This window comes from Pseudomonas sp. HP_14 (genome assembly GCF_055283875.1).
This window is the reverse complement of record NZ_JBTOQI010000017.1, coordinates 13,257-38,124: the sequence shown is the minus strand read 5'-3', so window position 1 is coordinate 38,124 and position 24,868 is coordinate 13,257. Positions and strand designations below refer to the sequence as shown.

The following is a 24,868-nucleotide window of genomic DNA, read 5'->3' as shown; positions in this document are numbered from 1 at the left end:
GAAATTCTTTTTTCCAGCGATCAGTAACATTTGCCCTCAAGAATAGATGTGTTTTTGCCGAGGCGCAGAAGTGATGAATGACTGGATTCGTACCGCGATCAAAACCCTTGCCTGCGATCAGCAGCGCTCTGCGGATACGCACATGCTCAAGCTGGATGTTCCGGCGTTGAACGGCATCGATATCTATATCAAAGACGAAAGCACTCACCCCAGCGGCAGCCTGAAACATCGTCTGGCGCGCTCGTTGTTTCTTCACGCGATCTGCAGCGGCAACATTTGCCAGGGCACGCATGTGGTGGAAGCATCTTCCGGCAGTACGGCGGTATCGGAGGCTTACTTCGCAAAACTGCTGGGATTGCCGTTCACGGCGGTCATGCCGCACCATACCGCCAGCAGGAAAATTCAGCAGGTTGAGCTGCTCGGCGGGCGCTGCCACTTCGTGGAGCAATCTTGCGACATGTACCCGGAGGCGGAACGCCTGGCTCGGCTCGACAATGGTCATTACATGGATCAGTTCACCTACGCAGAACGGGCGACGGACTGGCGGGGCAATAACAACATCGCTGACAGTATTTTCGATCAACTGAGTGGCGAGGAGCACCCTATCCCGACAGCGATTGTGATGAGCGCGGGTACCGGCGGGACTTCAGCAACCATCGGCCGTTTTATTCGCTACAAAGGCCATGACACGAAGTTGATCGTCGTGGACCCGGAGAACTCGGTGTTCTACGACAGCTACCGCAGCGGTGATAACAACCTGACCAGCCAGAAGGGCAGCCGCATCGAGGGCATTGGGCGCCCTCGGGTAGAGGCGTCGTTTTTGCCGGGGGTCATTGACGACATGCTGCAGATCCCCGATGCAGCGAGCATCGCCACCCTTGGCTGGCTGGAAAAACGCCTGGGGAAAAAGCCGGGCGGTTCCACGGGGACCAACGTCTGGGGCGCACTGACCGTAGCGCTGCAAATGCAGGAGCAAGGCTTGAAGGGGTCAGTGGTGACGTTGATGTGCGACAGCGGCGAGCGCTATCTGGATACCTATTACGACCCCGAATGGGTCGCCCGCACCATCGGTGATCTTTCGCCGTATACGAAACGGCTGGAGCGGTTGTTGATTGCAAGGTGAGGCAGATGCAGAAGGGGATGCACCATTTTGTGTCCGTAGGAATGTCCTTTTTATACTGACACCACCCTGTCATGCAGAAAATGCAAATCCCTGTGGGAGCGAGGCTTGCCCGCGATATAGACGCCTCGGTACTCAGGTAGACCGCGTTATCATTTATCGCGAGCAAGCTCGGCTCCCACAGGGATGATCGATATCTGTGGGGAGGATTGCCCGCGATGAAGGCGCCGCGGTTTATCAGAAACCCGCGTCATCGCTCATCGTCGGAATGCCGCCCAGACCAAGCTTGGCCCCCACAAAACCGTCGCATGTCAGCTCTACTCACCCGCAGGTGGATTCAGCTTCGCTTCCATCTCTGCAACTTTCGCCTCAAGCGCTTCAAGGCGGGCACGGGTGCGGGCGAGGACGGCCATCTGGCTGTCGAACTCCTCACGGCTGACCAGATCCAGTTTGCTGAAGCCGCTTTGCAGCAGGGCCTTGAACTGGGTTTCGAATTCGTTACGCGGGATCGGCGTTTCGCCATTGAACAAGCGCGAGGCGTGGCCGCTCAGGGCATCGAGAAAAGCTTTGGGCGCGAGCATGTCTACCTCCGGTTTCAGATGGGCGGCAGTGTAGCACGGAGCGTCTATAGTCATTTCTAGCGACGACGGGCGCACGATAATGGCGCACCACTGCGTGCACGAACGCACTTTAGTTGTGCGCCGACACGCCTCGCGGGGCGGTTCCGGTGCCTGAAACAGGGATCAAGAGCCTGTATTCAATGAAAAATCAGGAGATGGCAAGCTTTCTGCTTAGTCGCTGATGACCCATGCACTGATGCAGTCGCGTTGACGATTACAGTGCGGCAGGCGGAGCGGGGAATGTTTCGTCAAAAGCGGTTTTCTGGGGTTGGTCGGACCTCCTTCAGGCGACCGATGCGTTACAAAGCCAGGCACTGCGCTTAGACTTGAGTCGGGTTTGTTTTCCTGGGGCAAGTCCACCAATTCGGGAGAAAGTTTCATGAAGCTAGTCACTGCCATCATCAAGCCGTTCAAATTGGACGACGTGCGCGAGTCGCTGTCCGAAATCGGCGTGCAGGGCATCACCGTTACTGAAGTCAAAGGCTTCGGACGTCAGAAAGGCCACACCGAGTTGTATCGCGGTGCGGAATACGTAGTCGACTTCCTTCCCAAGGTGAAGATCGATGTTGCCATTGACGATAAGGATCTGGATCGCGTTATCGAGGCGATAACCAAGGCCGCCAACACCGGCAAGATTGGTGACGGCAAGATCTTTGTAGTGAATCTGGAACAGGCTATTCGCATCCGTACCGGCGAAACCGATACCGACGCAATCTAAGCCGTCAACCCAACGCCCCAGGAGAAAACAATATGACTCTGCGTCAATTCGCAGGGCTAGGAGCCCTGTTGTCCCTCGTAACCCCTGGCTTGGCCATGGCGGCAGACGAAGTGGCAGCCCCAGTCCTCAACTCAGGCGACACCGCCTGGATGCTGACTGCAACAGCCTTGGTGCTGTTCATGACCATTCCCGGCCTCGCGCTGTTCTACGGCGGTATGGTCCGTTCCAAAAACATTCTTTCTGTGATGATGCAGTGCTTCGCCATCACTGGTTTGATCAGCATCCTGTGGGTCGTCTACGGCTACAGCATTGCGTTCGATACCACCGGTATGGAAGAAGGCGTCGTCAACTTCAACTCGTTCTTCGGCGGCATGGGCAAAGCGTTCCTGGCAGGCGTCACGCCAGCCAGCATCACTGGCGCTGCGGCTCTGTTCCCTGAAGCGGTGTTCATCACCTTCCAGATGACCTTCGCAATCATCACACCAGCCCTGATTGTCGGTGCTTTCGCAGAACGCATGAAGTTCTCCGCAATGCTGATCTTCATGGCTATCTGGTTCACCCTGGTCTACGCGCCAATCGCGCACATGGTCTGGGGCGGCGTCGGCGGCCTGATGTGGGACTGGGGCGTTCTGGACTTCGCAGGCGGCACCGTTGTTCACATCAACGCAGGTGTGGCCGGTCTGGTAGCGTGCCTGGTACTTGGCAAGCGTAAAGGCTTCCCTACCACTCCAATGGCACCGCACAACCTGGGTTACACCCTGGTCGGCGCAGCAATGCTCTGGATTGGCTGGTTCGGTTTCAACGCCGGTTCCGCCGCTGCTGCCAACGGCACTGCAGGCATGGCGATGCTGGTTACTCAGATCGCTACCGCCGCTGCCGCACTGAGCTGGATGTTCGCCGAGTGGCTGACCCACGGTAAGCCAAGCGCACTGGGTATCGCTTCGGGTGTTGTTGCCGGCCTGGTTGCAATCACTCCGGCCGCTGGCACAGTAGGCCCGATGGGCGCTCTGATCATCGGTCTGGCGGCAGGCGTGATCTGCTTCTTCTGCGCCACCAGCCTCAAGCGCAAGCTGGGCTATGACGACTCCCTGGATGCTTTCGGCGTTCACGGCATCGGCGGCATCGTCGGCGCAATCCTGACCGGCGTGTTCGCAGCCCCTGCTCTGGGCGGCTTCGGCACTGTGACTGACATCGCAGCTCAAGTCTGGATTCAGTTCAAAGGCGTGGCGTTCACCGTTGTTTACACAGCGATCGTGACCTTCATCATCCTCAAGGTGCTGGACGCGGTCATGGGCCTGCGTGTCACCGAAGAGGAAGAAGCTGTCGGCCTCGACCTTGCGCAACACAACGAGCGTGGCTACAACTTGTAAGCCACTGTAAAAAAATGCCCGGTTTACCGGGCATTTTTTTGTCTGGAGTTTGTCGATACATTGCCCGGCGAAAACTGCTTATCCGATACATGAGCAGCATTACAAGGGGCATTCCTGACAGTTTGCAGAGATACCCGCCATGTCGGCGAGCAAGCGTTGATGGCTTACACAAAAGACGGATTATTGCGCGCTTTGCTTTTTCTTCCAGCGCGTTAGAATGCGCGCCGAATATGCGGAGAACTGTATGTGGCAACAAACCAGAATTACCCTGCGGGCCAGGACTCGCGGGTTTCATCTGGTAACCGATGAGATTCTTGCAGGCTTGCCCGAGCTGCGAGAGTGTCGAGTCGGGTTGCTGCATTTGTGGCTGCAGCATACCTCGGCTTCGTTGACCATCAACGAGAACGCCGACCCGGCTGTGCGTCGTGACTTCGAGCGCTTTTTCAACCGTCTGGTGCCACAAGGCACCCACGGCTTTGAACATGAAGACGAAGGCCCTGACGATCTGCCGGCGCATTTCAAGGCCAGTTTGCTAGGCTGCCAGTTGGTTTTGCCGGTCTCGGCAGGTCGATTGGCGCTGGGCACCTGGCAAGGTGTTTATCTGGGTGAGCACCGTGATGCTGGCGGTGCTCGCAACGTCCTCGCCACCCTTCAAGGTGAACAGGCCTAACCGCTGTTTTGCAGCGGATGTTGAATTTTTTCCGGCAGCATTCGAAAACGTACGCAGCTGGGCTATAACTAATCTGCTTTCGCAAGTCATGAGGTAGAACATGAGCGACGACGACAACGACGATCTGGTTGATGATCTGGAAGGTGAAGAGGACGGTGAGGAGCTTGCAGCTGCTCCCGAAGAAGATGGCGCTGAAGCCGATGACGGTGCGGAACCTTCGGCAACCCCAACCAAAGGTAAAGCCAAGGCTGCTGTCTCGGTTGATGAACTGCCTAGCGTAGAAGCCAAAAACAAAGAGCGTGATGCTCTGGCTCGCGCCATGGAAGAGTTCCTCGCCCGTGGTGGCAAGGTGCAGGAAGTGGAGGCCAATGTGGTCGCCGATCCGCCCAAGAAGCCTGATAACAAATACGGTAGCCGCCCTATCTAAGGGGGTCTGATGCCGGATGAAAAAAGCCCGCTGTCGCTGCGGGCTTTTTTTTTGGCAAAAATCTGGCTGCGGGCTCAGGCCTGAGCAGCCCAAGCAAGACCGATGATGACTGTGGGAGCCGCCCAGACCAAGCCCAGCTCCCACAATCATCACCAGCCGCCACATCGCCTATGCCCAGCGACTCAATACCTCCGGCAGCTGCGTCAGGCTGCTGATCTCGGCGTCAGGCAGTTTGTCGCCTTCCCACGGCTTACCAGCCGGGTTGTACCAGATCGCTCGCATACCGGCTTGCTGAGCGCCTGCGATGTCGTCGCCAGGGTGATCGCCGATGTGCACCGCAGCGCCCGCGTCGACGTCCGCGCGCTTGAGTGCTTCCACGAATGGAGCAGGGTCTGGCTTGCCGATGCCCAGGTCTTCAGCACACAGCGCGAAGGCGAAATAATCGGCCAGCCCCAGACGACGCACATCGGCATTGCCGTTGGTAATCACCCCCAGAGTGAAGGTCCTGGCCAGAATCTCCAGGGTCGGATGGACCTCCGGGAAGATCTCGACCTGATGGCGGCCATGCAGGAATACTTCAAACGCCTGATCGGCCAGCGCCCCAGCTTCAGCCGAGGGGTAACCGGCGTCTTCTAGCGCATGGAACAGCACGCGCCGCCGCAGGGCGCTGATGCGGTACTTGAAAGTGGGGTCGGCTTCTACCAGACGCGCACGAATTTCCCCCAAATGCTCGACTGGCACCGGACCAAGCTTTGGCGCATTTGCCGCGAGCCATTCGCGCAGGATGGCCTCTGCGCCGACGATGGCCGGCGCGGTATGCCACAAAGTGTCATCCAGATCGAAGGTGATCAGCTTAATCATGGTCAGAACCTTTACGTTTGGCCCGCGGATGGGCGCTGTCGTAGACCGACGCCAGATGCTGGAAATCCAGGTGGGTGTAAATCTGCGTGGTTTTGATGTCGGCGTGCCCAAGCAGCTCCTGCACAGCGCGCAAGTCCTGGGATGACTCCAGCAGATGGCTCGCAAACGAGTGGCGCAACATGTGCGGGTGCAGGTTCTGCCCTAACTCGCGCTCGCCTACGGCTTTGACCCGTTTCTGAATAGCGCGAGGGCCGAGACGTCTGCCTTGCTGGCTGATGAATACCGCATCATCTTCAGGGTTGGCCAGGACACGTAGCGCGATCCAGGCGTGGAGCGCCTCACGGGCCTTCTTGCCTACCGGCAGGACACGGGTCTTGCTGCCTTTACCGAGTACCTGCACCAGACCTTCGCTCAGGTCCAGTTGCTCCATGTTCAAGCTGGTCAGCTCGGACAGCCGCAGCCCTGAAGAATAGAACAACTCCAGAATGGCCTGATCGCGATGAGCCAGAAAGTCATCTTCAACACCGCCATCCAGCAGTTGCAGGGCGCGATCGGTATCAAGTGTCTTTGGCAAGCGACGCTCACCTTTGGGGGGCGACAGGCCATTGGCCGGATCGTGCTCGCAGATGCCTTCACGATTAAGGTAGTGATAAAGCCCGCGCACCGCCGAGAGCAGACGCGACAGGCTGCGCGAGGATTGGCCCTGCTGATGCTGGCGGGCAATCAGGCTGCGCAGATGCTGGATGTCCAGCGCAGCCCAACTGCTCAGCTGTTGCTTCTCGCAGTACGCCAGTACCTTGTTGAGGTCACGGCGATAAGCTTCGAGCGTGTGAGGCGACACTTGGCGCTCACTGCGCAAATGAGTGCAGTAAGCGTCCAGCTGTCGTTCCATCACTAGCGAACCGAGCGTAAGGAGTGGGTGAAGCGCGGCAGTAGACGACTCAGCACATCGGCGATGTAGTTGAGGAACAGGGTGCCCACCGAGCTCTTGTAATGCTGCGGATCGCGGCTACCGATGGCCAACACGCCATGCAGGCCAAGATGGTTGAGGGTCACCACGGCGGTGGAGCCAACTTCCTTGCCTTGCTCGGCGCCGAACAGAAAGGTCAACTCGTGCTCACGCAGGGCACCACACACTGTCTTGTCGCCAATCAGGCCGCCAATGGTCTTTTGCGCTTCGACACTGCTGACCCAACGGCCGACCGGCATAGCGTTGTCGCTGAACAGAATCAAACTGACGAAGGGCACCTGGAAGTCCTGACGCAGGCTGTCTTCTACAGCAATCACGATTTCTTCAAGACTGGCGGCATCCATCAGCGCGAGGTTCAGGCGGCGGGTCTTGTCGAATAGCCGGTCGTTATCGCGAGCAACGTCCATCAGTTGCGACAAACGATGGCGCATCTCGATGTTGCGCTCACGCAGCAGCTTGAGCTGACGCTCAACCAACGAGACAGTATCGCCGCGCTGATGCGGGATGCGCATCGACACCAGTAATTCGTCGTGCTCGGCAAAGAAATCGGGACGGTCGAGCAGGTAAGCGATGATCGCCTCTGCTTCAAGATTTGGCGCTGCGTTATCGACCGGCGATTCGCTAGGCTTGTCGGTTGAAGTCTGAGGCTTGTCAGTCATCGCTTTTGCTCACTCATAGACGAACTTGGCCTTCATATACGCGGACCGCAGGACCGGTCATCAGCACCGGATGACCAGGACCGGCCCATTCGATGGACAGTCGACCGCCCGGCAGATCGATCAGCAGTGGCGAATCCATCCAGCCCTGGCTGATCGCCGCGACCGCAGCCGCACACGCACCGGTGCCACAGGCCTGGGTTTCCCCGGCTCCGCGCTCCCAGACGCGCAACTGCGCACGCTGGCGATCAACGACGTAGAGAAAGCCTACGTTGACCCGCGCCGGAAAGCGCGGGTGGTGTTCAATCTTCGGACCCAGTGCATGCACGGGCGCGTTGTTGATGTCGTCCACGCGCAACACAGCATGGGGATTGCCCATGGAGACGGCGGCCAGCTCGACCGTCTGGCCGTCGACATCGACGCTGTAGCTCAATGCCTGCTCGGTAGCCTGGAACGGGATGTCCGCCGGGACCAGCCGTGGCGGCCCCATATCGACGCTGATCTGGCCGTCATTGCGGATTTCCAGCTCGATAATTCCGCTTTTGGTCTCTACCTTGATCAGGCGCTTGGCGGTCAGACGCTTGTCCAGCACGAAGCGGGCAAAGCAGCGCGCACCATTGCCACACTGCTCGACTTCGGAGCCATCAGAGTTGAAGATCCGATAACGGAAATCGACATCCGGATTGGTCGGTGTTTCGACCAGTAACAGCTGATCGAAGCCAACGCCGGTATGCCGATCACCCCATTGTTTGGCGTGCTTGGGCAAAATATGCGCGTGCTGACTGACCAGGTCCAAAACCATGAAGTCGTTGCCCAGGCCATGCATCTTGGTAAAACGCAGCAGCATGGGTTACTCCGGCAGCAGGCTTTCGCCAGCAAACAGCTCGGCCACGGTCTCGCGGCGGCGTACTTCGAAAGCCTGCGAGCCGTCGACCAACACTTCAGCGGTACGGCCGCGAGTGTTGTAGTTCGAGCTCATGACAAAACCATAGGCACCGGCCGAATGCACAGCCAGCAGATCACCTTCAGCCAAAGCCAGTTCGCGGCCTTTGGCCAGGAAGTCACCGGTTTCGCAGATAGGACCGACAATATCGTAAGTGCGAGGGGCGCTGTCACGCGGGCGAACCGCGGTCACGTCCATCCAGGCCTGATACAGCGCCGGGCGGATCAGGTCGTTCATCGCCGCGTCGACGATAGCGAAATCCTTGTGCTCGGTGTGCTTGAGGTACTCGACTTGAGTCAGCAGCACGCCAGCGTTGGCGACGATAAACCGGCCAGGTTCGAAAACCAGCGACAGGTCACGGCCTTCCATGCGCTCACGGACCGCCTTGATGTAATCGGAAGCCAGCGGTGGCTCCTCATCGCGGTAACGCACGCCAAGACCGCCACCCAGATCGATGTGACGCAGCAGAATGCCGCAATCGCCAAGACGATCCACCAGGGCAAGCAGACGATCCAGAGCGTCAATGAACGGCTCCAGCGTGGTCAGCTGTGAACCGATGTGGCAATCGACGCCGACCACTTCCAGATTCGGCAACTGCGCGGCGCGCACGTAGACATCTTCGGCGTCTGCGATGGCGATGCCGAACTTGTTTTCTTTGAGGCCTGTGGAGATGTACGGGTGCGTACCGGCGTCGACATCCGGGTTGACGCGCAGCGAGACAGGCGCACGCACGCCCATTTCAGCGGCTACGATCTGTAGACGCTCAAGCTCGTCAGTGGACTCGACATTGAAGCAGTGCACGCCGACTTCCAGCGCGCGACGCATGTCATCACGGGTCTTGCCAACACCGGAGAAAACGATCTTGTCAGCCTGGCCGCCAGCAGCGAGTACACGCTCCAGTTCGCCACGGGACACGATGTCAAAGCCCGAACCCATACGCGCCAGAACGTTGAGCACACCCAGGTTGGAGTTGGCTTTTACAGCAAAGCAGACCAGATGCGGCATGCCGCTCAGTGCATCTGCATAGGCGTTATATTGCGCTTCAATGTGAGCGCGGGAGTAGACGTAGGTCGGCGTGCCGAAGCGCTCGGCAATGGCAGACAACGCTACACCTTCCGCGAACAGTTCACCGTCGCGGTAGTTGAAGGCGTCCATGGAATACCCTTAAAGATGCTTGTGCGATTGCGACTTGGCTTGGTCGTCGGAAGACTTCTGGTCATCCGGCAGGTACAACGGGCCTTTCTGGCCACAGGCAGTAACGAGGCAAGCGACCGCGACAAGCGCAGCAAGCGAAGAGATCAGGCGCTTCATGGCGAAATCCTTTGTAAAAGCAGTAATTGCGCCCGAGTATACCGGCCACCCATCGGCTTGCCTACGTGGCGGTCCTCCCGTCCGGCGGGGCTTTGACGCAACGCTGCCGAATTGCAGCCAACAAAGCGGATTATTGGCGTCTGTACGGGTCGTTGGGCGGGTATGCTTTGCATTTGCCTTTAAGCGACCGTATCTTGCGTCGCTGCGCAAACAGCCGACACTTTTTGAGGTTCCCCCCATGAGTTTGACCGAAGCCCGTTTTCACGACCTGGTGGATGCCACCCAGCAAGCGCTGGAAGATATTTTCGATGAGAGTGGCCTGGACCTGGACATCGAAAACTCGGCGGGCGTGCTGACCGTCAAGTTCGAAAATGGCACTCAGTTGATCTTCAGTCGCCAGGAACCGCTGCGCCAGCTGTGGCTGGCAGCACGCTCGGGTGGTTTCCACTTCGACTATGACGAAGAAGAAAAGCGCTGGAGCTGCGACACCAGCGATGAGCTGCTGAGCGAAATGCTTGCGCGCCTTACGCTGGATCAGGCGGGCGCAGAGCTCGATTTCGACGAGATTTGATCGTGACCGCCAACACCGCATCAGTTCGCCCGCCAAAGCCGCTGTACAGCAATGTCAGCCCGGCGGTGCCTTCGCCTTGCATCAGCCTGTGTCGACTGGACGAGCAGAAAGTCTGCCTGGGTTGCTTCCGCCATGTGGAAGACATCCGTGAGTGGCGCTCGGCGGACGACAATCGTCGCCGACAGATTCGCGCGAACGCGGACCAACGCCGGGCAGTCGCTGATTCAAATCAGGCTCCCGACGCATAACAGCCCACCATGGCTGTGTCGGGTTGTGTAATGCCCGTGCTGTGTTAGTGTCCAGACATGCTTCATCGATGAAGCCTTCAAAACCCCGCCACTTCAGGCGGGGTTTTGCTTTATGCAGCGCAGAAAAGGAGCCTGCCCACATGTCGACTCAACCTTCCATCATTTTGACCCGGCTGGACGTTCAGCGCCTTGAGCAGTTGATCGAGAGCCTTGAGGAAACGACCCCCGGCCTTGAAGCTCTGCAAGCCGAGCTGGACCGCGCCGAACAGGTGGTTGGCCACGAAGAAGTGCCCGCCGGCGTCGTGACCATGAATTCAAAAGTGCATTGCCGCGAAGAAGTCAGCGGCAAGGATTACCACTTGAAGCTCGTCTACCCGAAAGATGCCGGTGCCGAGGACACAGTCTCAATCCTCGCACCGATTGGCTCAGCCTTGCTGGGCCTGCAGGTCGGCCAACACATCGACTGGCCCGCCCCGGGCGGCAAGACCCTCAAACTGACTCTGCTGGCGGTTGAATATCAACCGGAGGCGGCGGGGGAGTATTTGTAGCCCTAAGACCACTGTGCAGACTTTGTGGGAACAGAGCTTGCTCGCGATAAGACTGGGCTCAACTCAGGATAGACCGCAGTGTTCTTATCGCGAGCAAGCTCGGCTCCCACAAGATTACGCTCGGTGCAGCGTCGCCAGGAAACCCGCAGCGCCCACGAACAAACCGGCAAAGGTGCGGTTCATACGGCGCTGCTGTTTTGGGGTTTTAAGCGCCCGCAGTACGCGCGAAGCCAGCCCGGTGTAACCCGCCATCACGGTCATGTCTACCGCAACCATGGTTGCCATGATCGTCAGGTACTGAGCCAGCAACGGTGCGTTGGGATCAATAAACTGCGGCAGTATCGCCAGCATGAACACCAACGCCTTGGGATTGCTGATGTTGACCAGAAAACCCCGGGCGATCAGTGCCATTGGCTTGCCGATAGGGCGAATGGTCGAGTCATCGGTCAGGTCGGCGGGCAGCGCACGCCATTGCTTGATACCCAGATAGACCAGATACGCCACACCGAACCATTTGATCAGCGTGAATGCCATGTCCGAAGCGGCGAGTACGGCGCCAAGACCGGCGGCAACAATTGCAATCTGTGCAATGAGTGCCAATTGCAGGCCAAGAGCGACCCAATACCCTCGCAGGAATCCATAGCGCAAACCGCTGGACATCGATGCAATAGCGCCCGCACCCGGCGAAAGACTGATTACCCAGCACGCGGCAAAAAAAGCCAGCCATGTTTCGAAAGACATCACACACCTCGGGCGAACACCATAGCCCGCTAAGCTAGTAGCTTCTCGGGCAATTGACTAGGCTCTGCGAGTCGGCAACTTCAAAAAATTCAGTTTTCGGGCGTTTTATCGACGGCGATGGTCGGGAAGCCATCTGTGCCACGCCAGCGGCGTACCGACTTCTGGAAAAACTGGCTGTTGGGGACCTGAACCAGCGCACCGCCCGCTTCGGCAGGCTCGATCAACGTGGTGAACATCAGGTTGATCTCTAACACGCGGCCTTTGACGCCCGGCTTGTCGAGGGTATCAACCAGCTCGACCACATCACCGATGCGAAACGGGCCAATCGTGTAAATAAGCACAGCGCACAGCAGGTTGGACAGCACGCTCCACATGGCGAAGAACGCCACAGCGGCAACGGCGACAAAGCCCGAGAGCGCGGTCCATAGCACAGTGGCGGAAACACCGAGCTGCCCCAGCACAATGACAAACGCGCTGCCCATGATGAACCAGCGCAAGCCACCGCGCAGCGGCAGCAACAGTTCGGGTGGCAACGGATAGCGCTCACCAAGACGGGTCAGAAAACGCCCCACCAGCCGTTGCGCCATGTAACCGGCGACCAGGATCAACAGGATCTGCAACCCCAGCCAGATCGGCTCCACCCAGTGCGGAGGAACCAGCGATCCAAAAGATTCCATCAATCCCCCAACGTATTTACGAGAGTGCTTCCAGCTCAGCCTGCATGGACTCCAGCAATTCCAGAGCTTCCATCCAGGCTTCTTCCAGCTCGGCCTCACTCACTTTGAGTTTCGCCTGCTCAGCCAAAAGATCGCGCAGTTTGTCTTTGTTGGCGGCCTCGTAATTGGCGCTATCGGCCAACTCGGCTTCAACCCTGGCAAGCCGCTCATGCAAAGTACCAAGGTCGCGCTCAAGCTTGTCGGCCAGTTTCTTGTGCGGAGCCAGTTGCTGACGAAGCGCTGCCGCCTGCTGGCGCTGGGCTTTTTTATCGGTCTTGTCGACGTTGACCGGTGTGTTGCTGACGGGCGCATTGCGCAGCCGGTAATCAGCCAGCCAGCGAGCGTAATCTTCAAGGTCGCCATCGAACTCCTGAACACGGCCGTCAGCGACCAGCAGGAAATCATCGGTCGTACTTTTGAGCAGATGCCGATCGTGAGAAACCACCAATACCGCACCGCTGAATTCTTGAAGCGCCATGGTCAACGCCAGACGCATTTCCAGATCCAGGTGGTTGGTAGGCTCATCGAGCAGCAACAGGTTCGGCCTGTCCCAGGCGATCAAGGCAAGCGCCAGACGTGCTTTTTCCCCACCAGAGAAATTCAGTACGGGCTCATCGAGACGCGCGCCACGGAAGTCGAAACCACCCAAAAAATCGCGCAAAGCCTGCTCACGCTCAGTGGGTGCGATGCGTTGCAGGTGCAGCAACGGGCTAGCCTTGGCATCCAGCGAGTCCAACTGGTGCTGGGCAAAGTAACCCACCACCGTGTTCTCACCCCGAGCCATGCGACCGCTCAAGGGCTCAAGCTCACCAGCAAGGTTTTTGATCAGGGTCGATTTACCCGCGCCGTTCGGCCCGAGCAAGCCAATACGAGCGCCTGGAGTCAGTTGTAATTTGACCTTCTCCAGCACCGCTCTGTCGCCATAACCCAAGCGAGCGTCGGACAGATCCAGCAGCGGGCTGGAGATCTTGCTCGACTCGCGGAAGGTGAAATCGAACGGCGAATCCACATGCGCGGCGGAGAGTTCTTCCATCCGCTCCAGAGCCTTGATCCGGCTCTGGGCCTGCTTGGCTTTGGTGGCCTGAGCTTTGAAGCGGGTGATGAATTTTTCCATGTGCGCGCGCTGCGCCTGCTGCTTCTCGTAGGCCTGTTGTTGTTGGGCCATACGTTCGGCGCGGGCGCGCTCGAAAGCACTGTAACCGCCACGATAAAGCGTGATCTTGCGCTGCTCGACGTGGGCAACATGGTCGACCACGGCATCCAGAAAATCCCTGTCATGGGAAATCAGCAGCAGAGTGCCCGGATAGCTTTTCAGCCAGTCCTCAAGCCACAGGATTGCATCGAGATCCAGGTGGTTGGTGGGCTCGTCGAGCAACAGCAGGTCCGAAGGGCACATCAAGGCTTGTGCCAGGTTCAGACGCATCCGCCAACCACCGGAAAAGTCTCCGACCGGCTTTTCCATCTGTTCGTTGGTAAAGCCGAGACCAGCCAGGAGCTTGCGAGCACGAGCGTCAGCGGTATAACCATCGGCGCTGTCGAGCTCCGAGTGCATGCGCGCCTGGGCCGCGCCGTCCTGCGCGGCCTCCGCCTCAGCCAGCAAGAGCTGCACTTCGCGCAGACGCAGGTCGCCATCCAGGACGTAGTCCACAGCGATGCGTTCAAGGGTATCGACCTCTTGACGCATGTGCGCGATACGCCAGTCGGCGGGTAGCAGACAGTCACCGGCGTCGGGGGTCAGTTCACCCCGAAGCAAAGCGAACAGGCTGGATTTACCGGCGCCATTGGCACCGATCAGGCCGGCTTTTTGACCGGCGTGCAGGGTCAGCTCGGCGTCTTCTAGCAGACGTTGCGGGCCACGCTGTAAGGTAAGGCTTTGAAGTCGAATCATAATGGCGGCGGAGTCTACCAGCTTCGTCTCAAACAGGTGCTAACTATGCCTTCTGACCTTTGGAGTTTCACCCTGGATTTCTATGCAAGACCCGGCGTAGAGCAAGCCTGCCTGAGCCTGCAGACCAGCGGCGCCAATGTTTGCCTGCTCTTGTGTGGCGTGTGGCTTACGCAACGTGGCGTGGCGTGCAATGCCGAGCGGGCGAGGGAAATCGGACAGTTGGCGGCCCCGTGGCATGACGATGTAGTGCGCCCGCTTCGCGAAATACGCACGGCGTGGCGTAACGAAGCTCAGCATGATGTGCCATTGCGCTTGCTACGTGAGCAAGTCAAAGCATTGGAACTGGAAGCGGAGAGGGAGCTGCTGACGAGGCTCGAAGCACAGACCCGGAGTTGGTCAGCACAGCAAGCGGCAGAGCAAGGGGATTGGTTGATTTGCCTGGCGGGCGAGGCCGCCGGGCAAAGTCGCGACGCGCTGCGGATGCTGCGCGCCGCGATGAATCAGCCTTAAGACGCGCTGGTTGGCGTGGTGCCGGTGGTTGGCGCTGGAGCAGGCGTTACGGCTGGCGCTGGCGCAGTTGCCGGAGTGGCAGACGGAGCCGCTGGCGCAGGTGCAGTGGCTGGCTTGGCAGCTACAGGCTTCGCGGCAGGCTTGGCAGCTGCCGGTTTCGCAGCGGGTTTGGCTGCAACTGGTTTAGCCGCTGGCTTGGCTGCAGGTTTGGCGGGTGCAGCTTTAGTCGGCGTTTTCGCTACGGGCTTGGCGGCTGGCTTGCTCGCTGGTTTTGCAGCGGCGGCCGGTGCCTTGGCGGTAGGTTTTGCCACTGCGGTTTTAGCCGGAGCCTTGGCCGTCGAGGCTGGCTTGGCGGCTGCAGTTTTAGCAGACGCTTTCACTACGGGCTTGGCGGCTGGCTTGCTCGCTGGTTTTGCAGCAGCAGCCGGTGCTTTAGCGGCAGGTTTTGCAGCTGCAGTTTTGGCCGGCGCTTTGGCCGTCGAAGCTGGCTTGGTTGCTGCAGCTTTAGCCGGCGCTTTCGCTACGGGCTTGGCGGCCGGCTTGCTCGCTGGTTTTGCAGCGGCGGCGGGCGCTTTGACGGCAGGTTTTGCCGCAGCCTTGGCTGGCGTCGATTTTACAGGTGCCTTGGCAGCAGGTTTGGCTGCGGCAATTTTAGCGGGAACTTTGACTGGAGCCTTGGCCGGAGCTTTCGCAGGCGCTTTTGCAGCAGCGGTTTTGGCCACAGGTGCTTTTGCTTTTGCAGCGACAGCTTTGGCAGGTGTTGCTTTGGCAGGAGCTGGTTTGGCTGCACGGCTGGACAGTGCCTTGCCAACCGCTTCCTTGACTCGGCCAACGCCTTGAGCCAGTTTCAGACTTTCTTGAGCGTCACGCTTGAGTTGCAGAATGTAGCCGCGGGTTTCGCTCTGACGTTCTTTCAGCGCGTCCAGCAATTCTTCCAGTTCAGCCACGGCAGACTTCGCTTTGCCTTGTGCCTTGGCCTTACCGGCGGTAGCGGCGTCTTGCAGTTTGGTACGCGACTTGTGCAGTTTTTCCTGCGCCTTGCCACGTTGTTTTTCAAGCTTCGCGAGCAGTTTTTCAGCATCAGCCAGCGCTTGGGAGCAGGCGTCTTCAAGATGTTCGAGCAGGCTGCTCGACAGCTGTTGTAGCAAATGCAACGGAGTATTTACTGGCTTCTTTTTGGCCGACATGACTTACCTCCTGGCTGACTGATTTGCGGCTCATACTAGACCTCTGTCAGCAGCGCCGCTAGGGCATCTTGACAGTATGAAACGCTCGCTGTTGCATAGCGGAAAAAATGCCTGTTGCAAGCACCACCAACGCAGTGCGAAATTCATCTTCAAACACCCGTCACGTACAGGCCATTGCACTGGCATAATCGCTGACTTCCCAGGCCGGAGAGCATTCATGTCGCGCTACCTGTTCACGTCGTTGTTCCTCTTGTTGCCGGTGGTCCAGGCTGTACAAGCCGCACCGTCCAGCGAGGCACACGACCTCGCTTACAGCCTTGGCGCAAGCCTGGGCGAACGCCTGCATCAGGAAGTGCCGGATCTTGATTTGCCTGCGCTGATTGAAGGCTTGCAGCAGTCTTACGAAGGCAAGCCTCTTGCATTGAAGAAGGAACGCATCGAGCAAATTCTTCGCGAGCATGACGCTGCTGTCGCCCAGGCCGAAGCCTCCGGCGCAGTCGAACCGCTGAGCGAAGCGGCCATGGAAAGCGAACAAAAATTCATGGCGGCTGAAAAGGCCAAACCTGGTGTAACCGAGTTGGCAGACGGCATATTGATGACCGAACTGGTCGCTGGCCACGGAGCCAAACCAAGCGCTGATGGCCGGGTGCAGGTCCGCTATGTCGGCCGCCTGCCCGATGGCACGGTGTTCGATCAGAGCACACAACCACAGTGGTTTCGTCTCGACAGCGTGATCAGTGGCTGGACTACAGCCCTGCAAAACATGCCGGTGGGTGCCAAATGGCGCCTGGTCATCCCCTCGGCAGAAGCGTACGGCGCAGAAGGCGCGGGTGACTTGATTGACCCGTTCACACCACTGGTATTTGAAATCGAGCTGGTTGGGGTGTCGCAGTAAGACATACGCGGTGCCTGTAGGAGCTCACCGAGGTTACGAGGCCAGCGATCACGGTTTGTCTGACATTACGCCATCGCTGGCCTCGTAACCTCGGTGAGCGCCTACAGATCACTTGAAATAAAGCCTCATATCGATCCGCAGAAAAAAGGGTGCCCATGGGCACCCCTTTTTCATTCACGCAGAAGTCATCAGGCTTGAGTAGTCGCCGCTTCTTCCTTGTGGGAGTTGTGGAGCACCTCAATCAGGCAGTCCTCCAACTCAAAGCGCTCATGCAACAAGCCACCCAGCGTGTTGAACTCCGCAGCAACGGCGGTGCAATCGGAGCAATCACCTCTGTCGCAACGGTCATTGAACGCAAGCGCTGACTCGGTTATCACTTTGAGTCGCGGGTAAATAGTGTCTGCCAGTTCAAGGCCGCGCTCATCGTTGAATGCCTTGGCTTCGCTGTTGAGCTGCTCATAGATTTCGAAATGCCCGGCCGAAACATAATCGACGAGCACCTCACAGAATTTCTGCAAACCTTCACGATCAGCAGCCAATGCTTCGGGCGTATCACCGAGGGCATCGTAGACGCGAACCAGTTCAAGGCGTTCCTGCAGCCAGCGATCAATCAGCTTATTGACCCCGCCCCAGCGTTCCTGCGCATTCTGACAGCTTTCCAACATGATGATCTCTTCCCTTCAGGGGCATGCAGTCTGCGCAGGCCTGGTTTTGAGCTCGTCGCAGTGGACGACACAGGCTTTATGGGCGACAGATGATGCATATATCCAATAACGCTTGCGGGCCAGATTATGCCCGCATGACTAGGCCATCAAGGTACGCAGGAGAGAAAGTTCATACAAGTGTTTAATCCTCGGCCCGACTTTCGGCTGTCGAAGTGCGGAAAGTAGTCCTGAAAAGCGCATACAGCATGACCATTGCTAAACCGACGAAGGCCAGAAGGCTCCACTCCGGCAGGCTGATACCAAACAGTGACCAGGAGATTTCTGCGCAGAAAGCGGCATCGCTGTACAACCTGTCGATCCATTGATTTAACGAAAGAGCGTCCAGCAGCCATTCACCTTGAGCAATAACTTCAATGGTGTCATCGACGGTTGCTGTCTGAAGCCAGACCTGGAAGCCAGCAAGTGCGGCACCGGCGAGCATCAATAGCAAAATCACTGCGCTGTAGGCACGGCAGCCTGTCCGGCCCGGCGCATGAAGCGTAGCAATCAGCGCCAGAACGCCGCTGCCAACGAAAGCTGCCCGCTGCCACAGGCACAGTACGCAAGGTGAGAGCCCATACGCAGACTGCACATAAAAAACACAGCCGATGATCATTGCGCAGGCAATAAACACCAGAAAAAACAGGGAGCGCGTGTGAGCCAGTTGCATGGCAAATCCGTAACGTAAGACGAAGGCAGTTACGGTAGAGAAAGCGTTCAACCCTTTCAAGGCGCGGCCGTAAGGATACGTCCCTGTTTAGCTGGGCCTTTGCAGACAATGGATGACAGCCACCAGACCAACTCCTGAAGGAAATTGCCTACAGCAAACAAGCATGGAGGATTGTTCCTACATAGCTGTCTGCGTGCACTAGCGCAGACAGCTATTCAGCCAGCGCTTTCAGCTTGCCAATGCCGGAAGTGGTCGCGCCAGAAGTCGTTCGTCAAGTAAGCTCAAGCCCTCCTGAAAAAGCTGATTGCTGCGCTCTGTTTCGCCCAATTGGGCCAGCAGGCGAGCAAGCTCCGCACAGGTTTCCGGATTACGTTGCAGACGCAGGCTGGTTTCCAGATAGTCCCGCGCCTTGCCCCACAAGCTGCTTTGCAGACACAGCCGACCAAGCGTCAATAGCAAGCTTGGATCATCTGGATGGTTTTTCAGCCATCCCTCTGCAACCTGCAACTGACGCGCCGGATCATCACCACGCACCAGTCCGTACAGGCGAGCAAGGTGGCTGTTGTATTCGCGCTTGATCGCAGCACGCAAAGCTTCTTCAGCCTGACCGTCAGCACCCAACCGGCGCAACTGCTCAGCGTAAGCAAGCACCAATTGCGGCTCCTGACGTTGCGCGGAGGTCAGGCCTTTCCACGCATTGTCCAGCCCGGGCAGGCCCGCCGAGCGTCCATCGTCGTCCTGCTCGCGGTACGCGGCAAGGGTGAGGTTTTCACCCCAGGCGCGTCGTTCCAGCTCGGCCAGCTCCTGAGGTGGCAGTACCTTGTCCTTGCGCAACTCAGGCATGAGTTTGATCAAGGCAGACCACTCACCACGCTGACGGTACAAGCGCTGCAGCTGACGCAGAATTTGCGCGTTATGAGGGTGACGCTCGTTCATGGCCTGCAAGGTTACCAACGCGCCATCGCTGTCACCGCGATCCTGTTGCAACTGGGCGTGGCTTAGAGCAATGGCCAACTCGGCCTGAGGCTGACGCTCCAGCGCGCGCTCCAGCAGATTGTCGCACTCGTCATAACGACCTTGCTCGTTAGCCGCACGGGCTGCCCCGAGGTAGTACAGAAGCGGTTGCGGTTCAGCCTCGGCGGCACGATGCAGATGGCGTTGCGCACTGGCCCAGCGACCTTCAACCAGATCCATCTGCCCTTGCTCGATTGCAAGTTGCACACGGCGACTGCGGTTACGCCTGGACCATGGGTTGGCAACTGAACCCGAGGTCGTCACGAGACGAACCAGCAGGCGAATCACCACGAGCACCAGCCAGATAACGAACAGCAGGCCTAATGTGGCCCACAGGCTCGATTCGTAACGGAAGTTTTGATAAGCAATGAGGACGTAACCGGAATGTTCGGCAATCGCCACACCAATCGCCGCTGCGGCCGCGATTGCAATGAACAACAGCACATAGGCACGCTTCATGGGCTCGTCCCCTGCCGCGTTTCAGCGGGTTGGCTAGTCGCAGTTCCCGGTGCATCTGCCGAGGCATGACGCCGCTCAAGATAGGCCTGAACCGCACTCAAGCTTTGCGCCAGATCGGGCGTCATCACCGAAACCGGTTGCTTGGAAAGTTCATCCAGCCGGGCGGTGAGCATCTTGCTCTGGGAATCGTCCTGATTGAAGTTGGTACGCAATACTTCCTTCGCTTCAGCCAGGGCCTTGTCAAACACGACGGGCTGGCCGTTAAGAGCCGCCCACTGCGCCTGCTCCAGAGCGAGGCTCAGCGCCAGGCGAACCTGGGTAAGACTCTGACCGGCCAGTAAAGGGCGGATGTTTTTGTCAGCATTGAAATCGATGCGGATGTAATGGGATATCTCGTTCCACCACTGGACCAGATGGCTGTCCTGGCTATTGGCGCTCGTGAGGCCCAACAGCGACTCGCCTTTATCCTTGTATTCAGGAGCCAGCTCATTGAGTTGGGCGACCTGATCACGCAGTGCGGCAAGCTGCAAAAACAACCCGGTACGGTCGGGCTGATCAATGCTGCGCAACGACGCCAGACTTTTCGCCAACTGATCTCGTGCCGCAAACGAACCCGGGTCATCTTGCTCGCGAAGAATTTCATCCGCGCCCTGCACCAATGCCTGAGCACTGTTGATGTCTTGCAACGCAGACAAGCGCAAGCTGGCCAGACGCAGCAAATGCTCAGCCTCAGCCAGACGCCAGTCCTTGCGGCTCGCACCGAGCACAGTCTCAAGCCGCTGGCTCAGGCGTTGCTGATCACCTTGCAACTGCGCAACCAGGCGACGACGCTCTTCCAGCTCATTAGCAGGAGGCAGCTGCGCCAGACGCTCGGAGAGCTGCTTCTCGCTGGTCTGCAAGGTCAGGGTTTGAGCGGCGATGTCCTGCATTTGCGTGCGTTGCAGTTGATGGCTCGCCTGAACAGCGCGCAGTTGCCAAATTCCCCAACCGGCGACAGCAATGCCACCCACGCCAAATAGCAAGGCCAGCACAACCAGACCGTTACTCCGTCCAGCCGGACGTTCAGGCCGCAACGGATCGGGGGTCGGTGGTGTCAGCACAGATTCAGAATCATCTTTGGGCAAGGCTGTTTCGCTCACGTATCCATCCTTTGCATTTGGGCGTAATCGGTAAAAGACAGCAGTCGATCAATACGCCTGAAGAGCAGGTCCGGGTTGTTCCCGTAACGCCGCCAGCAAAGCCGCAGCGCTTGCGCCGCGGCAATTCACAACTGTTCGGGCTCCGGCTTCGCGCGCCATTTCTGCAACGCGCGGGCTCGGCACGAATAAAGTCAAACGCGTCAGTTCAGGCCAATCATCGCCCGCTAACTGGCGCAGGTGTTCCAAACCCTGCCCACTGCTGACCACCACCGCGTTCAAGCGTTCCGCCTGGATAAGCCGAGTCAGCGTTGAAGGCGGATAATATGGCAGGTTACGTTTATACAGCGGCAGATAATCAACGCTGACACCCAGACCGCGCAAACGCTCGGCGAGCAATTCACGCCCATCTTCGCCACGCATGATTAACACGCGTGAGCCGGGTATGGCGATGGATTGTTGCAGTCGGGATAAATCAAGCAGAGCCTCGCTGTCATCACCATTTTCGGGCCAACTCACATCCAGGCCGTAGTCCTGAAGTATCTGCGCGGTACCCGCTCCCACAGTGAACCAAGGCAGGATAGGTGTCTGCGGCCACAATTGCGCGACCCACTGCAAGCCCAGACGCGCGGCGGGTTTGCTAACCACAATAACGGCGCTGTAGAGGTCCAGGTTCTGAACCAGCGACTGCTGATCAGCGCTGGCAGGCAAAGGCTCAATTTCGAGCAATGGCAGGCTGCTGCTGAAAATCCCCGTCTCGGCCAACGTCAACGCCAGCGCAGCGGACTCTTCGGCAGGGCGGGTTAGCAACAGCCGCCAATCGCTCATTCTCGTTCGGCCTCGCCATAAACGGCTTTGAGAATGCCCTCTGCGCCCTGTTCGAGCAGGGCATCGGCAACCTGAACGCCAAGCGCCTGAGCGTCTGCTTGCGGAGCACGTGCCTCAGCACGCAACAGCAAACTACCCGAAGGATCACCTACCAGACCGCGTAGCCAGATTTGCTCGCCCTCAAGTACGGCATAACAGGCGATTGGTACCTGACAGCCGCCATTGAGGTGCTTGTTCAGGGAGCGTTCGGCAACCACCCGGATGGCCGTTTCGTCGTGGTGCAAAGGCGCAAGCAACGCGTGGATTTCAGCATCGACGCTACGGCATTCGATCCCGACTGCACCTTGGCCGCCTGCAGGCAGACTGTCGTCAACGCTGATGCTGGCAGTAATGCGCTCTTCAAAACCCAGGCGAATCAAACCCGCCGCAGCGAGGATGATTGCGTCGTACTCACCGGCATCGAGCTTGGCCAGACGGGTATTGACGTTGCCGCGCAGGAAATGAATCTTCAGGTCAGGGCGGCGCGCCAGTAGCTGGGCCTGACGACGCAAGCTTGAGGTACCGACGACGCTGCCCGCTGGCAGTGCCTCAAGGTTGGCGAAGTGGTTGGAGACAAAGGCGTCGCGGGGGTCTTCACGCTCGCAGATGCAAAACAGACCAAGACCCTGAGGGAAGTCCATGGGCACGTCTTTCATGGAGTGAACAGCGATATCCGCGCGATTTTCCAGCAGAGCTGTTTCGAGTTCTTTGACGAAAAGTCCCTTGCCGCCAATTTTCGACAGTGGAGAGTCGAGCAACTTATCGCCACGACTGACCATGGGGACCAGCGTCACGAGCAAACCCGGATGAGCGTGTTCCAGACGAGCTTTGACGTATTCGGCCTGCCATAGGGCCAGCGCACTTTTGCGGGTGGCGATGCGAATTTCGCGAGAGGACATGGATCAATCCGTACATGATAGTTGCGACGGATAATAACAGTTCAGGCAAATCAGCTCAGCGCTGTGTGGTCGCAGTGATGATCCAGATCAGCGATCTATAGAACTGTAGGAGTGAGCTTGCTCGCGATCGACTGCGAAGCAGGCGCAAGACAACAAAAAAGCTGCCATAGCATGACGGTCGTTCCGACCTTATCGCGAGCAAGCTCACTCCTACAACTGCTGCATCATCTTGCGCACGCCAGCCACATGTCGACGGCTGACGATCAGCGCGTCACCATTCAGCCCTTTGAGGAACAACTGGAAATGCCCCAGAGGCGTGCGTTGCAGCCGTTCGATACGCTCACGAGCAACCAGCGCGTTGCGGTGGATACGCACAAAGCGATCGCCGAACTCATCTTCCAGCGCCTTCAAAGGCTCATCCAGCAGGACCTCACCGCCTTCATGGCGCAACGTGACGTACTTGTGATCGGCGATGAAATAGATCACGTGATCCAACGGGATCAGCTCGATGCCTTTGCGTGTCCGCGCACTGATGTGTGTACGCGGGCCGTTGCCACTTTCAGCCGCAGGACGCGTCATGGCCGCCAACTGCACGCGGTTTGGGCGCTCGGCCTTTCTCAACGCATCAATCAGGTGTTCAGGCCGCACTGGTTTGACCAGGTAGCCGACTGCGCTCACCTGAAAGGCTTCAAGGGCAAACTCATCGTGCGCAGTACAAAAGACCACAGCAGGCGGAGTTTCCCGCTCGCACAATCTGGCAGCGACTTGCAGGCCATCGAGGCCCGGCATGCGGATATCCAGCAAAACGATATCCGGCTTGTGACTTTCAATCAGCGCCAGGGCTTCTTCGCCATTGGACGCGCTGGGTTCCAAAACCCGGTAACCCTCAATTTCATTGACCATCCGGCTCAGCCGTTCGCGGGCCAGTGGTTCGTCATCAACGATCAGGACATTCATATAGCTCTGGCTTCCTGCGTGAGTCTCGCACAAGGATAGCGTAGACAGGTGAAGTGACGACCGTCACGGCGCTCCACGCTCAGACTGGCGTGCGGACCAAAAAGTGCCGTAAGACGAGCACCGATGTTTACCAGGGCCTGTTGAGTGCCGTTGGAAGTCTGCCGATTGGCAACTTCGTCATAGGGATTGCTTACACACAATACGAACTCTCCCCTTTCATAATCCGCTTCTACCTTTACGACACCTCCTTCGACGCGAGGTGCAATCCCGTAAAGCAAAGCGTTTTCAAGTAATGGCTGCAAGGTTAGCTGGGGAATCGGAAGGTCGTCTGGAATTCCACTGATCACCCAGTCCAACTGTAGACGCTCACCGAGACGATATTGCTCAATTGATAAATATCGTTTCGCCAACTCCAGCTCATCGCGCCAGGTAACAAGGCTTCCGGGTTTGGCAAGGCTTGCGCGAAAAAGGTCCGACAAATCGAGCACGGCTTGTTCGGCTTTCGCCGGGTTGGAGGCCACAAGGCTCGCAATGCTATTAAGGGTATTGAACAGAAAATGCGGGCGGATGCGCGCCTGCAGCGATTCAATACGGGCGCGCAACTCGCCTTGCTGTTGCTTTCGCCACTGACTCTGCAGATAAAAATAGCGAAGCATGAGTGCCGACATGATCAGCGCAATCACTCCGTAGCGCACATAACGCTCAACCATCACCCCGAACGTCACCCTGCCGGTCAACTGGCAGACGTCAGTGACCGCGGTGCAGAGCAGTGTGATAGCCACGACCAGCAAACAACCGAACAGGCCCGCACGCCCTGCAGGCAAGCGCGCCAGCCACGGCCGAAGCCCGCACAACAGGGCCGCCGACAGCAGCACGATCCATTGCACAAACAGCGACATGAGCGCCAACCGCACCCAATCGAAAGTCGGGCGCATCGGTTCGACCAGCACCAGAACCAGCACTAATAATTCGGCGAGCAGAACCAGTACCAACAGCGCTTGCGGAAGGCACAACTCAGGAAGAAAGAATTCTTTGCCTGGCCCTGAAGGCGAGGGGTGTTTCGGTAAGCTTTTTCGCATGGACCCAGTCTCGGCTCTGCCGGTCCGTGCGGCAAGCTGCCTGCGAATAAAAAAATGCCAACCTGTTATTATCGCGTGTGTCCGGCGAGCAGACGCGGGCATGTCATTCTTCA

At 58.2% G+C, this 24,868-nt stretch carries 29 protein-coding genes; 10 read left to right on the top strand and 19 right to left on the bottom strand.

The genetic code is table 11. The features are described 5' to 3' along the window. Window positions 1-73: 73 nt before the first annotated feature. Complete coding sequence (locus tag ACYASS_RS13300) at window positions 74-1,123, top strand: PLP-dependent cysteine synthase family protein (RefSeq protein WP_463586469.1); 1,050 nt, start codon at window positions 74-76, stop codon at window positions 1,121-1,123. 314 nt (window positions 1,124-1,437) lie between these two features. Here ACYASS_RS13300 and ACYASS_RS13295 read toward each other — a convergent pair whose 3' ends face one another. Next, window positions 1,438-1,701 carry an accessory factor UbiK family protein gene (locus ACYASS_RS13295; protein WP_087271569.1) on the bottom strand — a complete coding sequence of 88 codons (264 nt, stop codon included), beginning with the start codon at window positions 1,699-1,701 and terminating at the stop codon, window positions 1,438-1,440. A 418-nt stretch (window positions 1,702-2,119) separates the two neighbouring features. On the opposite strand from ACYASS_RS13295, the gene glnK reads away from it, so the two are divergent. The 4 genes from glnK (at window position 2,120) to sutA (ending at window position 4,925) form a co-directional block, all read left to right on the top strand. Next, complete coding sequence (gene glnK / locus ACYASS_RS13290) at window positions 2,120-2,458, top strand: P-II family nitrogen regulator (protein ID WP_002555808.1); 339 nt, start codon at window positions 2,120-2,122, stop codon at window positions 2,456-2,458. 32 nt (window positions 2,459-2,490) lie between these two features. Further along, on the top strand, window positions 2,491-3,828 hold the full coding sequence (locus ACYASS_RS13285) for an ammonium transporter (protein WP_087271566.1): 1,338 nt from the start codon (window positions 2,491-2,493) through the stop codon (window positions 3,826-3,828). 244 nt (window positions 3,829-4,072) lie between these two features. Continuing rightward, entirely contained in the window at window positions 4,073-4,498 is a 426-nt protein-coding gene (locus ACYASS_RS13280) for a secondary thiamine-phosphate synthase enzyme YjbQ (protein ID WP_463586468.1), read from the top strand. Window positions 4,499-4,598: 100 nt separating this feature from the next. Then, window positions 4,599-4,925 carry a transcriptional regulator SutA gene (gene sutA / locus ACYASS_RS13275; protein WP_463586467.1) on the top strand — a complete coding sequence of 109 codons (327 nt, stop codon included), beginning with the start codon at window positions 4,599-4,601 and terminating at the stop codon, window positions 4,923-4,925. Window positions 4,926-5,093: 168 nt separating this feature from the next. Here sutA and ACYASS_RS13270 read toward each other — a convergent pair whose 3' ends face one another. The 6 genes from ACYASS_RS13270 to lptM are packed head-to-tail and all read right to left on the bottom strand — an operon-like array spanning window position 5,094 to window position 9,666. Then, window positions 5,094-5,786, bottom strand: a complete 693-nt coding sequence (locus tag ACYASS_RS13270) for an HAD family hydrolase (RefSeq protein ID WP_463586466.1) — start codon at window positions 5,784-5,786, stop codon at window positions 5,094-5,096. Beyond that, complete coding sequence (gene xerC, locus ACYASS_RS13265) at window positions 5,779-6,678, bottom strand: tyrosine recombinase XerC (protein ID WP_463586465.1); 900 nt, start codon at window positions 6,676-6,678, stop codon at window positions 5,779-5,781. The genes ACYASS_RS13270 and xerC overlap by 8 nt, the downstream gene beginning before the upstream one ends. 2 nt (window positions 6,679-6,680) lie before the next feature. Further along, window positions 6,681-7,415 (bottom strand): DUF484 family protein, encoded by a 735-nt coding sequence (locus ACYASS_RS13260; RefSeq protein WP_463586464.1) that lies wholly within the window; start codon window positions 7,413-7,415, stop codon window positions 6,681-6,683. A gap of 13 nt (window positions 7,416-7,428) precedes the next feature. Continuing rightward, window positions 7,429-8,259, bottom strand: coding sequence for a diaminopimelate epimerase (gene dapF / locus ACYASS_RS13255; protein ID WP_122396657.1), 831 nt, complete (start codon window positions 8,257-8,259; stop codon window positions 7,429-7,431). A 3-nt stretch (window positions 8,260-8,262) separates the two neighbouring features. Beyond that, a complete protein-coding gene (gene lysA / locus ACYASS_RS13250; protein ID WP_463586463.1) occupies window positions 8,263-9,510 on the bottom strand; it encodes a diaminopimelate decarboxylase in 1,248 nt (415 codons plus the stop codon). 9 nt (window positions 9,511-9,519) lie between these two features. After that, window positions 9,520-9,666, bottom strand: coding sequence for an LPS translocon maturation chaperone LptM (gene lptM, locus ACYASS_RS13245; RefSeq protein WP_049827215.1), 147 nt, complete (start codon window positions 9,664-9,666; stop codon window positions 9,520-9,522). A gap of 238 nt (window positions 9,667-9,904) precedes the next feature. On the opposite strand from lptM, the gene cyaY reads away from it, so the two are divergent. From cyaY to rnk, 3 genes are all read left to right on the top strand, one after another. Further along, a complete protein-coding gene (cyaY, locus tag ACYASS_RS13240) occupies window positions 9,905-10,237 on the top strand; it encodes an iron donor protein CyaY (RefSeq protein ID WP_122667304.1) in 333 nt (110 codons plus the stop codon). A gap of 2 nt (window positions 10,238-10,239) precedes the next feature. Then, entirely contained in the window at window positions 10,240-10,485 is a 246-nt protein-coding gene (locus ACYASS_RS13235; protein WP_243244559.1) for a DUF1289 domain-containing protein, read from the top strand. Between the two features lie 140 nt (window positions 10,486-10,625). After that, window positions 10,626-11,033 (top strand): nucleoside diphosphate kinase regulator, encoded by a 408-nt coding sequence (gene rnk / locus ACYASS_RS13230; protein ID WP_463586462.1) that lies wholly within the window; start codon window positions 10,626-10,628, stop codon window positions 11,031-11,033. A 114-nt stretch (window positions 11,034-11,147) separates the two neighbouring features. Here the strand turns inward: rnk and ACYASS_RS13225 are convergent, their stop codons facing one another. The 3 genes from ACYASS_RS13225 to ACYASS_RS13215 form a co-directional block, all read right to left on the bottom strand. Next, on the bottom strand, window positions 11,148-11,774 hold the full coding sequence (locus ACYASS_RS13225; protein ID WP_122667302.1) for a LysE family transporter: 627 nt from the start codon (window positions 11,772-11,774) through the stop codon (window positions 11,148-11,150). A gap of 89 nt (window positions 11,775-11,863) precedes the next feature. Continuing rightward, window positions 11,864-12,451 (bottom strand): mechanosensitive ion channel family protein, encoded by a 588-nt coding sequence (locus tag ACYASS_RS13220; RefSeq protein WP_122667301.1) that lies wholly within the window; start codon window positions 12,449-12,451, stop codon window positions 11,864-11,866. A 16-nt stretch (window positions 12,452-12,467) separates the two neighbouring features. Further along, on the bottom strand, window positions 12,468-14,378 hold the full coding sequence (locus ACYASS_RS13215; RefSeq protein WP_463586461.1) for an ATP-binding cassette domain-containing protein: 1,911 nt from the start codon (window positions 14,376-14,378) through the stop codon (window positions 12,468-12,470). Window positions 14,379-14,423: 45 nt separating this feature from the next. Here ACYASS_RS13215 and ACYASS_RS13210 point away from each other — a divergent pair, with 45 nt between their 5' ends. Then, a complete protein-coding gene (locus ACYASS_RS13210; RefSeq protein ID WP_463586460.1) occupies window positions 14,424-14,888 on the top strand; it encodes a TIGR02444 family protein in 465 nt (154 codons plus the stop codon). On the opposite strand, the gene ACYASS_RS13205 is transcribed toward ACYASS_RS13210, so the two are convergent. Continuing rightward, on the bottom strand, window positions 14,885-16,075 hold the full coding sequence (locus tag ACYASS_RS13205; RefSeq protein WP_463586458.1) for an AlgP family protein: 1,191 nt from the start codon (window positions 16,073-16,075) through the stop codon (window positions 14,885-14,887). The two genes, ACYASS_RS13210 and ACYASS_RS13205, sit on opposite strands and share 4 nt — an antisense overlap. Before the next feature lie 217 nt (window positions 16,076-16,292). On the opposite strand from ACYASS_RS13205, the gene ACYASS_RS13200 reads away from it, so the two are divergent. Next, window positions 16,293-16,970: an FKBP-type peptidyl-prolyl cis-trans isomerase gene (locus ACYASS_RS13200; RefSeq protein WP_243244565.1), complete on the top strand. Its 678-nt coding sequence runs from the start codon at window positions 16,293-16,295 to the stop codon at window positions 16,968-16,970. A 188-nt stretch (window positions 16,971-17,158) separates the two neighbouring features. On the opposite strand, the gene rsd is transcribed toward ACYASS_RS13200, so the two are convergent. The 8 genes from rsd to ACYASS_RS13160 all read right to left on the bottom strand — a co-directional run bounded on the left by rsd (window position 17,159) and on the right by ACYASS_RS13160 (window position 24,755). Then, a complete protein-coding gene (rsd, locus tag ACYASS_RS13195; protein ID WP_243244567.1) occupies window positions 17,159-17,635 on the bottom strand; it encodes a sigma D regulator in 477 nt (158 codons plus the stop codon). Window positions 17,636-17,816: 181 nt separating this feature from the next. Beyond that, window positions 17,817-18,344 carry a disulfide bond formation protein B gene (locus ACYASS_RS13190; RefSeq protein ID WP_463586457.1) on the bottom strand — a complete coding sequence of 176 codons (528 nt, stop codon included), beginning with the start codon at window positions 18,342-18,344 and terminating at the stop codon, window positions 17,817-17,819. A 228-nt stretch (window positions 18,345-18,572) separates the two neighbouring features. Next, complete coding sequence (locus ACYASS_RS13185) at window positions 18,573-19,817, bottom strand: heme biosynthesis HemY N-terminal domain-containing protein (protein WP_243244571.1); 1,245 nt, start codon at window positions 19,815-19,817, stop codon at window positions 18,573-18,575. Then, the gene (locus tag ACYASS_RS13180) at window positions 19,814-20,956 is read right to left on the bottom strand and encodes a uroporphyrinogen-III C-methyltransferase (RefSeq protein WP_463586456.1); all 1,143 of its coding nucleotides are present in this window, start codon (window positions 20,954-20,956) and stop codon (window positions 19,814-19,816) included. The genes ACYASS_RS13185 and ACYASS_RS13180 overlap by 4 nt, the downstream gene beginning before the upstream one ends. Before the next feature lie 48 nt (window positions 20,957-21,004). After that, complete coding sequence (locus ACYASS_RS13175; protein ID WP_463586455.1) at window positions 21,005-21,781, bottom strand: uroporphyrinogen-III synthase; 777 nt, start codon at window positions 21,779-21,781, stop codon at window positions 21,005-21,007. Continuing rightward, window positions 21,778-22,719 carry a hydroxymethylbilane synthase gene (gene hemC / locus ACYASS_RS13170; protein ID WP_463586454.1) on the bottom strand — a complete coding sequence of 314 codons (942 nt, stop codon included), beginning with the start codon at window positions 22,717-22,719 and terminating at the stop codon, window positions 21,778-21,780. Before hemC ends, ACYASS_RS13175 begins: the two co-directional genes overlap by 4 nt. A gap of 210 nt (window positions 22,720-22,929) precedes the next feature. After that, complete coding sequence (locus ACYASS_RS13165; RefSeq protein WP_463586453.1) at window positions 22,930-23,676, bottom strand: LytR/AlgR family response regulator transcription factor; 747 nt, start codon at window positions 23,674-23,676, stop codon at window positions 22,930-22,932. Beyond that, on the bottom strand, window positions 23,673-24,755 hold the full coding sequence (locus ACYASS_RS13160; RefSeq protein ID WP_463586497.1) for a sensor histidine kinase: 1,083 nt from the start codon (window positions 24,753-24,755) through the stop codon (window positions 23,673-23,675). The genes ACYASS_RS13165 and ACYASS_RS13160 overlap by 4 nt, the downstream gene beginning before the upstream one ends. Window positions 24,756-24,868: the final 113 nt, after the last annotated feature.